Here is an 11,890-nt window from a genome sequence, read left to right on the forward strand (position 1 = left end):
ATGCGCCCGGCACCGAGCCAGGACGAGGTCCGGCGGCAGAACCTCGGGGCCCTGCTCCGGCACGTACACGTCCACGGGGCGACCACCCGCGCCGAACTCACCACCACGCTGGGACTGAACCGCAGCACCATCGGCGCGCTCACCGCCGACCTCGCCGGCGTCGGCCTGGTCAGCGAGGGAACACCGAAGGAGACCGGCCGGGCCGGACGGCCGTCACTGGTCGTCCGGCCCGAGTCGGCCCGGGTGTACGCGTACGCGTACTCCGTCGAGGTGGACCGGCTGCGCGCCGCCCGGGTCGGCCTGGGCGGCGCGGTGCTGGACCGCCGGGAGCTGGACCGACCGCGCGGCCTGCTGGCCGCCGAGGCCGCGCCGCTGCTGGCCGGCGCGGTCAAGGACATGCAGCAGGCGGTGCCCGGCGACGCGATCTGCGTCGGTGCCGGTGTCGCCGTCTGCGGGATGGTCCGCCGCGAGGACGGCCTGGTCCGGCTCGGCCCGACCACCGGCTGGGTGGACGAGCCGATCGGCGCGGCACTCGGCACCGAACTGGGCCTCGACGTGCCGATCACGGTCGGCAACGTGGCCGACGTGGCCGCGTTCGCCGAGCACGCCCGGGGGGTGGCGGCCGGCTGCGACAACGTCATCTACCTGTACGGCGATGTCGGTGTCGGCGCCGGCATCATCGCCGGTGGTCGCCGGCTCACCGGGCACGGCGGGTACGGCGGCGAGGTCGGCCACATGAAGGTGGTCCGCGACGGCATGCCCTGCGAGTGCGGCGCCCGGGGCTGCTGGGAGACCGAGATCGGCGAGCACGGCCTGCTCCGCGCGGCGGGACGCTCCGACGCCCGGGGCCGCGAGGCGCTGCTGGCCGTCTTCGACGCCGCCGACCGGGGTGACGCCCGCGCCCAGACGGCCGTCCGCCAGGCCGGTGACTGGCTCGGCTTCGGGGTCGCCAACCTGGTGAACGTCTTCAACCCGGAGATGGTCATCTTCGGCGGCACCATGCGGGACCTCTACCTCGCCGCGGCGGCCCAGATCCGCAGCCGGCTCAACTCCAACGCGCTCGGCGCCTGCCTGGAACACGTCCGGCTGCGCACCCCCAAGCTGGGCGAGGACGCACCTCTGATCGGCGCCGCCGAACTGGCCTTCGAACGGCTCCTCGCCGACCCCCTCGACGTGGGCTGATCCGCGTACCCTGTCCGGCGTGGATGTCGAGCTGCGCGCCTCCGACGACGACCGCCACCGGGTGGTCGCCGAGTTGCACCGGCACACCACAGCCGGTCGGCTCACCCTGGACGAGTTTTCCGACCGGGTCGGTGCGGTGTGGACGGCCCGTACCCTCGGTGACCTGGCCGCGCTGACCCGCGACCTGCCGGCCCTGCCCGACGACCCGGCCACCGGGGCGACCACGATCGGGCACGGCCGGCGGGAGCTGCTGGTGCTCTTCGCCGTCGCCGCGCTCACGCTGCTGCTGCTCGGTGGCTTCCTCGCCGTCACCCGCTGAACCGCGCCGCCGACCGGTGAACTGATCGCACGATCAGTCCGTACCACTGGGCGGGCGGGCAGCCGGCAGGTACGGCTGCCCGGTCCCGACGCGTTTCGGTCCGGACCGAGGAGGCACCGCAGACATGGCACCGCTCAGATCCGCCCGTCGCCGGCTGGGCAACCGGACCCACCGGGCGGCGATGCTGCTCATCGCGATCATCGCCGGGGTGGGCGTCCTGCCCGGCGTGGCCGTCGCCGCACCCGCCGGGCAACAGCTCAACGCCGCCGACATGACCCTGCTCAACGGGGTCCGGCTGGCCGGGCTGTGGGAGATGCCGGCCGGTCAGATGGCCGCCGAGAAGGGACAGTCGGCGAAGGTCCGGGAGATCGGCGCCGGCATCGCCGGCGAGCACCAGAAGCTCGACCAACTCGTCGTGGACGCGGCCAACAAGCTGGGCGCGACCATCCCCACCGAGCCGACGGCCGAGCAGAAGGGCTGGCTGGCGGAGATGCAGAAGGCCTCCGGCGCCCGCTTCGACCAGATCTTCGTGACCCGCCTGCGGGTGGCCCACGGCAAGATCTTCCCGGTGATCGGCGCGGTACGGGCCAGCACCCGCGACGCCACCGTCCGTAAGCTCTGCGAGGACGCCAACGCGTTCGTCCAGCACCACATGCAGATGCTGGAGAGCACCGGGCTGGTCCGCTGGCCGGAGCTGCCACCGGCCGCGCTGCCCGCCCCCGGCCAGGACGGGCTGCTGGCCGCCGCCGCGGCGAACACCGGCCCGCAGGTCGGGGTCAGCAGCACCGTCGTCTGGCTGGTCTTCCTCGCCGCGCTGGGCACCGGCGGGATCGCCACCTACCGGATGCTGCGCCGCAGCTGACCGCCTTGTCGGTGGCCCGGGTCAGCGGTCGACCTGGGTGAAGTCCCAGGAGCGCGGGGCGCGGGCCACCAACAGGGCGGGCGGATCGGGCAGTGGGCGCGGATTGCTGCGCCACTTGGAGATGACCACCACCCGGTGGTCGGTGGAGGAGAAGACCTCGCTGGACACGTGCAGCGGGTCGTGTTCCACCTCGGGCAGAGCCGTGTCGCACACCCAGGTGATCAGGTCGGCGACGCCGTACGCCTCCGCACGCGCCTCCCACATCCGCACGATCATGTCCGTCGCCCCCGTCACACGCTGACGGTGGTCAGCGGCAGCGCGGAGTCGGCCGGCAGGTCCAGCCGGCTCGGCGCGACCCCGGCGGCGACCAGGTGCGAGCCGAGCGCCGCCACCATCGCCCCGTTGTCGGTGCACAGCTTCGGCCGGGGCACCCGGACCCGGATGCCGTACTTCTCGGCCCGCTGCTCGGCCAGCGCCCGCAGCCGCGAGTTCGCGGCCACTCCCCCGCCGATCACCAGGGTCTCGATGCCCTGTGCGCGGCAGGCGGCGAGCGCCTTCGTGGTCAACACGTCACACACCGCCTCCTGGAAGGACGCGGCCACGTCGGCCACCGGCACCGGCTCGCCGGCGCGCTGCCGCGCTTCGACCCAGCGGGCCACCGCCGTCTTGAGGCCGGAGAACGAGAAGTCGTACCGGTGCGCCGCGAGATCCTTGGCGGCGGTGAGACCGCGCGGGAAGGCGATCGAGGCGGCGTCGCCGGCGCGCGCCTCCCGGTCGATGGGCGGGCCACCCGGGAACGGCAGCCCGAGCAGCCGGGCGACCTTGTCGAACGCCTCACCGGCCGCGTCGTCGATGGTGGCGCCCAGCGGGGTGACGCCCCGGGCCAGGTCGTCGACGAGCAGGAGCGACGAGTGCCCGCCGGACACCAGCAGAGCGATGGCGGGTTCCGGCAGCGGGCCGTGCTCCAGGGTGTCCACCGCGACGTGCGCGGCCAGGTGGTTGACGCCGTACACGGGCTTCTCGGCGGCGAGCGCGTACCCCTTGGCGGCGGCGACGCCGACCAGCAGCGCGCCGGCCAGCCCGGGGCCGGAGGTGACCGCGATCGCGTCGATGTCGGCCAGGGTGACACCGGCGTCGGTCAACGCCCGCTGCATGGTCGGCACGATGGCCTCCAGGTGCGCGCGGCTGGCCACCTCGGGCACCACGCCTCCGAACCGGGCGTGCTCCTCGACGCTGGAGGCGAGCGCGTCGGCCAGCAGGGTGTGCCCCCGGACGATGCCGACGCCGGTCTCGTCGCAGGAGGTCTCGATGCCCAGGATCAGCGGTTCGTCAGCCATGGTCGTGTGGTCCGTCCCCGGTCAGCTCGGCGTCACGCTGCATGACCAGCGCGTCGGTGTTGCTCGGTTGGTAGTAGCCGCGTCGTACCCCGATCGGCTCGAACCCGTACGTCGCGTAGAGCCGCTGGGCGGCCACGTTGTCCACGGCGACCTCCAGCAGGGTGCTGCGGGCACCGCGTCGGTTCGCCTCGGCGAGCAGGTCTTCCAGGAGGACGCGTCCGATGCCGCGCCGTTGGGCGTCCCGCCGGACGGCGATGACCTGCACCCACACCTCGTCCGGTGGGGCTCCGGCGAGCCCGGCGTAGCCGAGCACGGCGCCGCCGTCGTCGGTGGCGACCCGGTAGTAGTGGCGGCTGGCCAGCTCGTTCCAGAACATGGCCGGGGACCACTGTCCGGCACCGAAGAGGTCCGCCTCGATCGGCAGCACCTCATCGACGTGCCACCAGCGGAACGCCCCCAGCCGCACGGCCGTCACGGCAGGACCGGTTTGCGGCCGGTGGCCGCCACGGCGTCCGGGCGGCGCAGGTAGAGCGGGGTGAGCCGCTCACCGGGTGCGCCGGCCCGGATCCGCTCGGCGGCGAGCAGCGCCAGCACGGTGGCGTCCGGGTAGCGCGGCTCCACCCGGACCGGCAGGTCCAGGACATCGGCGTACCGGTGCGCGCCGTCACCGACCGCGACCAGCGCGCCCAGCTCGCGGGCCCGGGCCGCCGCCACCACGGGCGTGGAGACCTCCGGTCCGACGATGCGCTGGCCGGCACCGTCGTAGACGGCCCAGTAGAGCTCCTTGCGGCGGGCGTCGCTGGCGGCCAGCACCGGCTCGCCGGACGCCGCCGGGTAGCCGATGGCGTCCAGCGAGCAGACACCGTACGTGGGGATGCCGAGCACCTGACCCATCGTGGCGGCGGTGACCAGGCCGACCCGCAGCCCGGTGAACGGCCCCGGGCCGAGCCCGGCGACGATGGCGGTCAGGTCACGCGGGCGCGCGTCGACGTCGGCGAGCACCGCGTCGACCTGGGGCGCCAGCAGTTCGCCGTGCGCACGGGCATCGACCGTGCACCGGTGCGCCCGGGACGCGACACCGTCCGCCGAGACCTCCACCAGCGCGGCGGTCACCGCAGGGGTCGAGCTGTCCACCACGAGTACGAGCACGGTAAGCCAGCCTAGCGGCCCGGCCACCGCCCCCGGTCACGCCCCGCCCCGCCGCACGGCCCGGCCGTGCCACCTTCGTCCCCCCGGCGGGCGCTGAGCGGCACCGAGTCCTTCTTTGAGCGTGATGCCTGTGAGTCATCAAGATGACTCACAGGCATCACGCTCACTGGGACACACCTGGTCGGCCGGCAGTCAACCCGCGACGATCGCCGGCCAACAGGGTGGCGCGCGGCGAGTCGTCAATCCGCCGCAGAGGTACCGCGGACACGGCGACCTGGTCGACCATGCCGGGATGCCATCGACTCGTCTCGTCACTCTCATCGGCACCGCGGTGCGACACCAACGACACCGGCGCGAGCTGAGCCAGCGTCAGTTGGCTCAGCTCGCCGAGGTCAGCCAGGCGGCGGTGGCCCGGATCGAACGCGGCGAACGCGCACCGACCATCCCCGTGCTGGAGCGGTTACTCGCCGCCATGGACGTGCAGTTGGTCGTCGCCGTGGAGCCGCTGGACGCGCACCTCGACGCCCGGATCGACGACCTGGCCGCCCGGCCGATCGCCGAGCGGATCAACGAGCTGGACCTGGATCGGACGTTGGACCGACTCACCGACTTCCCGCAGGTGATCACCGGTTGCACCGCGGCACTGCTGCAGGGCGCGCCGGTGCCGGTCGACGCGCTGGAGATCGCCGTGCGATGGCAGGATTCGAAACGCTGCTGCGCCGCTACCGGGCCCGGCAGTCGGCCAGCGGGGGTTGACCCACCGGCCGGCTGACCGGGGCGGCCGGCCTGGTCAGCCGGCGGTGCGTTCCCAGTCGACGGTGGGCAGACCGGCGTCGGCGAGAGCCTTGTTGGCGGCGCTGAACGGGCGGCTGCCGAGGAAACCGCGCGGGTTCATCGGGCTGGGGTGACCGGCCTCCAGCACCACGTGCTGCGGGTTGGTGACCAGGGCGGCCTTCTTACGGGCGTACCCGCCCCAGAGCAGGAAGACCACCCGCTGCGGCGACGCGTCCAGCGCCCGGATGGTGGCATCGGTGAACTCTTCCCAGCCGGCGTTTGCGTGCGAGCCCGGGGTGGCCCGGCGGACCGTCAGCACCGCGTTGAGCAGCAGCACACCCTGGGCGGCCCAGCCGTCGAGGTTGCCGCTGCGCGGCTTGGGCACGCCGACGTCCTCGCCCAACTCCTTGAAGACGTTACGCAACGACGGCGGCACCGAGACGCCCTCGCGGACGCTGAAGCTCAGCCCGTGCGCCTGCCCGGCCCGGTGGTAGGGATCCTGCCCGAGGATCAGCACCCGAGTGGCCTGCGGCGGGCAGAGCCGATATGCCGAGAACAGGTCCTCCAGCGGCGGGAAGACGGTCTGCGTCGCATATTCCCGGGCGACGAACTCGGCCAGCGCGGCGGTGCGCTCCGGGTCGAGGTGCGGGGTGAGCACGGCACGCCACTGCTCCGGCAGCAGAGCCAGCAGATCCAGGGCGGGGGTGTCGTCGGGCATCAGGAACCTCTCAGGTCGTCCAATCGACGCGCCCAGTCTCCACCCACCGGGTCCAGCTCGACGATCCGGGTGTCGTCGTCACGGCGGTCGATGCGGACCCGCAGGTGGGCGTCCACCAGCTGCTCCACCAGGCCCTCGCCCCACTCCACCACGGTCACCGAGTCGTCCACCGAGGCGTCCAGGTCGAGGTCGTCGATCTCGGCGCGCGGGTCGGAGGCGTCACCCAGCCGGTACGCGTCGGCGTGCACCAGAGCCACCCGGCCGCCCCGTGCCGGATCGGGCCGGTGCAGCCGGGCGATCACGAAGGTCGGCGAGGTGATGTCGCCGAGGACACCGAGCCCGGCACCGATGCCCTGTGTGAGGGCGGTCTTGCCGGCACCCAGCGGACCCGTCAGCAGCACCAGATCACCGGCCCGCAGCAGCCCGGCCAACCGGCGACCGAAATCCCGGGTGTCCTCGACGGTCGGCAGCTTGACGACGTGACTCACCGTTCCTCCACGCTCTGCAATGACTCGAGAAACCGCGCCAGCGCGGCGTTGACCTCGTCGGCGTGCTCCAACATCACCACGTGCCCGCTGTCCTCGATCTTCACGAACTCGGCGTGCGGCAACCGCCGGACGATCTCCTCGGAGTGGGTCACCGGAGTGATCATGTCCTTGTCGCCGACCACCACCAGCACCGGCGTCGCGGCCAGCGCCGCGAGCGCCGGGAAGCGCGAGTGGGTGGCGAGAGTCCGCAGATAGCGGGTCACCGTGTCGGCCGACGTCCGGGAGTTCATCGTCTCCACGTAGGACACCAGCGACGGGCTCGGTTTACGGGTGCCGAAGCCGTACTTGCGGGTCAACAGCCAGGCGACGTTCGACGTCGACTTGCGGGCCTTGTCGATCACCGGTCCGCCGTAGCGGGTGGCGTTGCTGACCATGTACAGCACCGGGCCGCCGACCCGGCCGAGCAGCGCCGGCGCGACCAGCTTGGTCTCCGCGATCAGACCGCCCGAGGTGGCCATCAGCACCGTGCCCACCACCCGGTCGCCGAACAGCTCCGGGAACGACTCGGCGAACGCCATGATCGTCATGCCGCCCATCGAGTGCCCGACCAGCACCAGTGGCCCCTCCGGGGCGGTCCGGTCGATCACGTCACGCAGTGTGCGGCCGAGCACCGCGAGGTCGTACTCCCCGGTCTCCAGACGGCCGGACCGGCCGTGGCCGGGCTGGTCGTACGCGACGACCCGGTAGTCACCGCGCGCGGCCAGCATCTGGCGCTGGAAGTGGAACGTCCCCATGTCCAGGCAGAAGCCGTGCACCAGCACCACCGTCGGGTGCCCGGGCACCGGCCGGGTCGGCTCGACCACCTCGACGTGGATGTCCGTACCGTCCGGCAACTCCAGCCGGAACGCCTCGTCGTACCGCTGCTCGCCGAACGTCTCGTGCGCGTAGCGGTCGGCCGGGTCGGCCTTGAGCCGGCGGACCAGCGTGCGTTCGGTCGCGACCCCGGCGGCCAGGCCGGCCGCCGCGACGCCGACCGCGGCGCCGACGATCCCCGCGACCCGACCGGCCGCGGTCCGCGGACGCGGGATGCGGTACGGGCTCATGCCCGCTCGCCGTCGTAGACGCGCGGCACCCGCGTCCCCCCGAACCGGGTGACGATCTCGTAGTTGATCGTGCCGACCGCCTCGGCCCAGTCGTCGGCGGTCGGCTCTCCGTCGGCGCCGCTGCCGAAGAGCGTCGCCACGTCGCCGTCGGCCACCGGGTCGTCGCCGCAGTCGAGCACGAACTGGTCCATGCAGACCCGTCCGGAGATGGTCCGTCGCTTGCCGGCGAGCTGGACGGGACCGCTGTTGGACGCGTGCCGGGGCACCCCGTCGGCGTACCCGAGCGGCACCACGGCCAGGTTCGCGTCGGTCTCCGTGGTGTAGGTGTGCCCGTAGGAGACACCGGTGCCGGCGGGCACCCGCTTGGTGAGCACTACCCGGGCGCGGGCGGTCATCGCCGGCCGCAGCCCGTACGTCTCGCCGGCCACCGGGGAGAGCCCGTAGATGGCCAGCCCGGGGCGGACCAGGTCGAAGTGGGTGTCCGGGCGGGTCAGGGTGGCCGCCGAGTTGGCCAGGTGCCGCCAGCGGGGGCGCAGCCCGGCCCGTTCGACCATGGCCAGCCCCTCGTGGAAGACGGCCAACTGGCGATCGGTGGTCGGGTGGCCGGGCATGTCCGCGTACACGAAGTGGCTCCACACGCCGACCACCTCGACCAGGCCGTCGGCCTGGGCCTTCGCGGCGGCCTCCAGCAGGGCTGGCCAGTCGGCGACGGTCGCCCCACCCCGGGACAGCCCGGTGTCGATCTTCAGGTGCAACCGGGCGGGGCGCTCGGCGAGCCGGCTCGCCTCGATCATCTCGTCCAGTTGCGAGAGGCTGGCCGCGGCGAGGTCGACCCCGGCGCGGACGCCCTCGTGCAGCGGCAATCCGGGGGCGAGCAGCCAGGCGAGCACCGGCGCGGTGACCCCGGCCCGGCGCAGCGTGAGCGCCTCGTCGAGGGTGCAGACCCCCAGCCAGTCCGCACCGGCGTCGAGGGCGGCCCGGGCGGCCGGAAGCATGCCGTGGCCGTACCCGTCGGCCTTCACCACCGCCATCAACTCGGCGGTCGTGCCGGAACGGAGCCGGCTCACGTTCTCACGGATCGCGTCAAGATCGACGCGTACCTCGGCCTGCCACATGCGCCCAGCCTACTTTCCGCTGTGATCACCGCGGGCGGCGACGCACGGCGGGGCGGTTGATCCGGTCGCCGTGCCCGCAACGGTGACGTTCAGCCCAGCCGGGCGACGACCGGGCGAAGTGCCGTCGCCACGTCGGGCGCGGTCACCGGCCCACCCCGGCCCGCCTCCCGGCCGGCCAGCCCGTGCAGGTACGCGGCCGAGGCCGCCGCCTGCTCGGCGGGCAACCCGGACGCCAGCAGCGAACCGAGCAGCCCGGCCAGCACGTCGCCGGTGCCACCGGTGGCCAGCGCCGGGGTGCCGGTCGGGTTGACGTACGCCCGACCGTCCGGCGTGCCGATCACCGTGCGGTCCCCCTTGAGCAGCACCACGGCGTTCATCCAGGCGGCCAGCCGCAGCGCGGAGCCGACCCGGTCGGCGCCCGGCTCCTCCCCGCAGAGTCGGGTGAACTCCCGGTCGTGCGGCGTGACCACGATGGGCGCGTCCCGGCCGCGCAGCCGGTCGGCGAGTGAGCCGTCCACCAGCAGGGTCAGCGCGTCGGCGTCGAGCACCGCCGGCACCGGCGCGGACAGGACGGCCCGCAGCTCCGCCGCCGCGTCCTCACCGGTGCCCAGCCCGGAGCCGCACACCCACGCCTGCACCCGACCCGCCTCGGCGACCCGGCCGGTGGCGATCACCGACGGGTGCTGGTGCAGCACCTCGGCCCGGGCGCCGCCGGCGTAACGGACCAGGCCGGTCGGCCCCGCGAGAGCCCCGCCGACGGAGAGGACCGCCGCGCCCGGGTACGTCGCCGAGCCGGTCGCGACGCCGACCACGCCCCGGGTGTACTTCTCCGACGACGGGCCCAGCCGCGGCCACCAGCTGACCAGGTCGGACCACTCGGTGACCCGCAGCGCGGGGGTGCCGCGCAGCCATGGCCGCAGCCCGATGTCGACCAGCTCCACCTGGCCGGCGAGGGCGGCGGCCGGCCCGACCACCAGGGCGGGTTTCAGCGCGCCGAAGGCCACCGTCACGTCGGCGCGGACCGCGGTGGGCCGGCCGGACGCGGACAGCGGCACGTGGCCGGTGTCCACCGCCACGCCGCTGGGGACGTCGACCGCCAGCACGGTGGCCCGGCCGCCGTCGCGGCCACGCAGCTCGCCGAGGCGCTGGGCCACGTCGTCGGCGTTCGCCCGCAGCCCGCCGGTGCCGCCGATTCCGACGATGCCGTCGAGGACGACGTCGACCGGGTCGGTCGGGCCGTCCACCAGCCGGCCGCCGGCGGCGCGCAGGGCCGCCATCCCGGCCGCGTGCGCCCGCCCGGGGGTGAGCAGCAGGGCGGACACCTCGACGCCCCGGCGGGCCAGCCGCGCACCGGCGTAGAGCGCGTCTCCGCCGTTGTCGCCGGAGCCGACCAGCAGCAGCGCCCGGCCGCCGTACACGCCGCCCCGCTCGGCGAGCAGCAACGCGGCCCGGCGAGCCAGCCCGGCGGCGGCCCGCTGCATCAGCGTGCCCTCCGGCAGCGTGCCCATCAGTCCCGCCTCGGCCGCCCGTACGTCGGCCACCCGCCACACCGGTCTCATACCACCGTGTCCCATTCCGTGCGCGGACGAGCCGGTCGGCCCGCCCGGTCGACGTCACCGTTCCGCGACCACCATCGCCGACGCGATCCCGCCGTCGTGCGACAGCGAGAGATGCCAGTGGTTGACCCCGCGTTCGTCGGCCGCCGCCGCGACCGTGCCGGAGACGGTCAGCCAGGGGCGCCCGTCCGGGTCGGGCACGATCTCGCAGTCGTGCCAGTTGAGCCCCGCCGGGGCGCCGAGCGCCTTGGCGACGGCCTCCTTGGCGGCGAAGCGGGCGGCCAGCGACTCCGGTGAGCGCGGGTGCCCGGAGCGGGTGGACCGCTCGGCCCGGGTGAAGAGCCGGTCGGCGAGCAGCGGCGTCCGTGCCAGGGCCCGGGCGAACCGGTCGACCAGGACGACGTCGATGCCGACAGCGACGATCACCACTTCACCCTACCGGCGGCGAGGGCGGCAGATTAGCCGTCGGGCCCGCCGTGGGCAACGCCTGTGGACAGGCCCGGGGGTACGACCGCCGCCGCTGTCCACAGGGCACCTCCGGCCGCCCGGCACCCGCCTAGCGTCAGCGCGTCGATGCCGATCTGTGGGGGTGGGTCATGACCGAGGAGCCGTTCGCCGTTCAGCCGGAGTCGTTGCGGGTGGTGGCCGCGGCGCTCGACGGCGAGGCGCACCGGTTGGCGTTGGGCCTGTCCGGGGTGCCCGGTCTGCTGGTGGCGGCGCCCGGTTGGCGGGCCGCCGCGTCCCTGGTCGAGCTGGAGGCGGCCGGGCAGGCCTGGTTCGGCCGGCTGGGCGCGCTGGTGGCGGCGGCCTCGGGCGGGGTGCGGGCGGCGGCGGAGGCGTACGAGTCGGTGGACGACCGCGCCGCCGGTCGGTTCGCCGCGCTGCCGCGATGACCGCCGTCGGCTACCGGCAGCTCTGGGCCGCCGACCCGGGCGGTTGGCGGGTCGCCGGAATGGCCTGGGCGGGGTTGACCGGGCCGGTCGACAGGCGTGCCGCCGAGCTGGCCGAGGCCGCCGGGCGGCTGCGGAGCGGTTGGTCCGGGGCGGCGGCCACGGCGGCCGACGCCCGGCTGGGTGGTCTGCGCGGTGAGCTGACCTCGGTCGCGCCCGTGTTGATCGAGACCGATCAGGTGCTGGCGGAGCTGGCCGCTCGCCTCGTGGTGGCGAAGGCGCGGCTCGTCGAGGCGGTCGCCCGGGCCGAAGCGGCCGGTCTGGTGGTGGACCGGTCCGGCGGTGTGCGGGTCGATCCGGCTCGGCCTCGATCGACCGAGCAGGCGGGCGGGGCGGG

The 11,890-nt window shown here is 74.4% G+C and carries 15 protein-coding genes and 1 pseudogene; 6 read left to right on the top strand and 10 right to left on the bottom strand.

What is annotated here, in order from left to right:
* The 3 genes from F8271_RS12645 (at position 1) to F8271_RS12655 (ending at position 2,363) form a co-directional block, all read left to right on the top strand.
* Positions 1 to 1,182 (top strand): ROK family protein, encoded by a 1,182-nt coding sequence (locus tag F8271_RS12645; protein ID WP_151489885.1) that lies wholly within the window; start codon positions 1 to 3, stop codon positions 1,180 to 1,182.
* Positions 1,183 to 1,201: 19 nt separating this feature from the next.
* Positions 1,202 to 1,501, top strand: a complete 300-nt coding sequence (locus tag F8271_RS12650) for a DUF1707 domain-containing protein (RefSeq protein ID WP_151489886.1) — start codon at positions 1,202 to 1,204, stop codon at positions 1,499 to 1,501.
* Positions 1,502 to 1,625: 124 nt separating this feature from the next.
* Positions 1,626 to 2,363: a DUF4142 domain-containing protein gene (locus F8271_RS12655; RefSeq protein WP_151489887.1), complete on the top strand. Its 738-nt coding sequence runs from the start codon at positions 1,626 to 1,628 to the stop codon at positions 2,361 to 2,363.
* Positions 2,364 to 2,384: 21 nt separating this feature from the next.
* On the opposite strand, the gene F8271_RS12660 is transcribed toward F8271_RS12655, so the two are convergent.
* The 4 genes from F8271_RS12660 to tsaB are packed head-to-tail and all read right to left on the bottom strand — an operon-like array spanning position 2,385 to position 4,849.
* Positions 2,385 to 2,639 carry a hypothetical protein gene (locus F8271_RS12660; RefSeq protein ID WP_151489897.1) on the bottom strand — a complete coding sequence of 85 codons (255 nt, stop codon included), beginning with the start codon at positions 2,637 to 2,639 and terminating at the stop codon, positions 2,385 to 2,387.
* 14 nt (positions 2,640 to 2,653) lie between these two features.
* Positions 2,654 to 3,700, bottom strand: coding sequence for a tRNA (adenosine(37)-N6)-threonylcarbamoyltransferase complex transferase subunit TsaD (gene tsaD / locus F8271_RS12665; RefSeq protein ID WP_151489888.1), 1,047 nt, complete (start codon positions 3,698 to 3,700; stop codon positions 2,654 to 2,656).
* The gene (gene rimI, locus F8271_RS12670; RefSeq protein WP_151489898.1) at positions 3,693 to 4,166 is read right to left on the bottom strand and encodes a ribosomal protein S18-alanine N-acetyltransferase; all 474 of its coding nucleotides are present in this window, start codon (positions 4,164 to 4,166) and stop codon (positions 3,693 to 3,695) included. The genes tsaD and rimI overlap by 8 nt, the downstream gene beginning before the upstream one ends.
* A gap of 5 nt (positions 4,167 to 4,171) precedes the next feature.
* A complete protein-coding gene (tsaB, locus tag F8271_RS12675; RefSeq protein WP_151489889.1) occupies positions 4,172 to 4,849 on the bottom strand; it encodes a tRNA (adenosine(37)-N6)-threonylcarbamoyltransferase complex dimerization subunit type 1 TsaB in 678 nt (225 codons plus the stop codon).
* A 292-nt stretch (positions 4,850 to 5,141) separates the two neighbouring features.
* On the opposite strand from tsaB, the gene F8271_RS12680 reads away from it, so the two are divergent.
* The gene (locus tag F8271_RS12680; protein ID WP_225854483.1) at positions 5,142 to 5,621 is read left to right on the top strand and encodes a helix-turn-helix domain-containing protein; all 480 of its coding nucleotides are present in this window, start codon (positions 5,142 to 5,144) and stop codon (positions 5,619 to 5,621) included.
* Positions 5,622 to 5,639: 18 nt separating this feature from the next.
* Here the strand turns inward: F8271_RS12680 and ung are convergent, their stop codons facing one another.
* From ung to F8271_RS12710, 6 genes are all read right to left on the bottom strand, one after another.
* Complete coding sequence (ung, locus tag F8271_RS12685) at positions 5,640 to 6,341, bottom strand: uracil-DNA glycosylase (protein ID WP_151489890.1); 702 nt, start codon at positions 6,339 to 6,341, stop codon at positions 5,640 to 5,642.
* Positions 6,341 to 6,829, bottom strand: a complete 489-nt coding sequence (gene tsaE, locus F8271_RS12690; RefSeq protein ID WP_151489891.1) for a tRNA (adenosine(37)-N6)-threonylcarbamoyltransferase complex ATPase subunit type 1 TsaE — start codon at positions 6,827 to 6,829, stop codon at positions 6,341 to 6,343. Before tsaE ends, ung begins: the two co-directional genes overlap by 1 nt.
* Positions 6,826 to 7,932, bottom strand: a complete 1,107-nt coding sequence (locus tag F8271_RS12695; protein ID WP_151489892.1) for an alpha/beta fold hydrolase — start codon at positions 7,930 to 7,932, stop codon at positions 6,826 to 6,828. Before F8271_RS12695 ends, tsaE begins: the two co-directional genes overlap by 4 nt.
* Positions 7,929 to 9,047: an alanine racemase gene (alr, locus tag F8271_RS12700; RefSeq protein WP_151489893.1), complete on the bottom strand. Its 1,119-nt coding sequence runs from the start codon at positions 9,045 to 9,047 to the stop codon at positions 7,929 to 7,931. Before alr ends, F8271_RS12695 begins: the two co-directional genes overlap by 4 nt.
* Positions 9,048 to 9,136: 89 nt before the next feature.
* Positions 9,137 to 10,606 (bottom strand): NAD(P)H-hydrate dehydratase, encoded by a 1,470-nt coding sequence (locus F8271_RS12705; protein WP_151489894.1) that lies wholly within the window; start codon positions 10,604 to 10,606, stop codon positions 9,137 to 9,139.
* 54 nt (positions 10,607 to 10,660) lie between these two features.
* A complete protein-coding gene (locus tag F8271_RS12710) occupies positions 10,661 to 11,029 on the bottom strand; it encodes a holo-ACP synthase (protein WP_151489895.1) in 369 nt (122 codons plus the stop codon).
* A 170-nt stretch (positions 11,030 to 11,199) separates the two neighbouring features.
* Between F8271_RS12710 and F8271_RS12715 the strand changes: the two genes are divergently transcribed.
* Positions 11,200 to 11,496 carry a type VII secretion target gene (locus F8271_RS12715; RefSeq protein WP_151489896.1) on the top strand — a complete coding sequence of 99 codons (297 nt, stop codon included), beginning with the start codon at positions 11,200 to 11,202 and terminating at the stop codon, positions 11,494 to 11,496.
* Positions 11,493 to 11,890: pseudogene (locus F8271_RS12720) on the top strand (hypothetical protein); the annotation flags it as partial. The gene F8271_RS12715 and the pseudogene F8271_RS12720, both read left to right, overlap by 4 nt.

The organism is Micromonospora sp. ALFpr18c (assembly GCF_008868155.1).
Lineage (GTDB): Bacteria > Actinomycetota > Actinomycetes > Mycobacteriales > Micromonosporaceae > Micromonospora.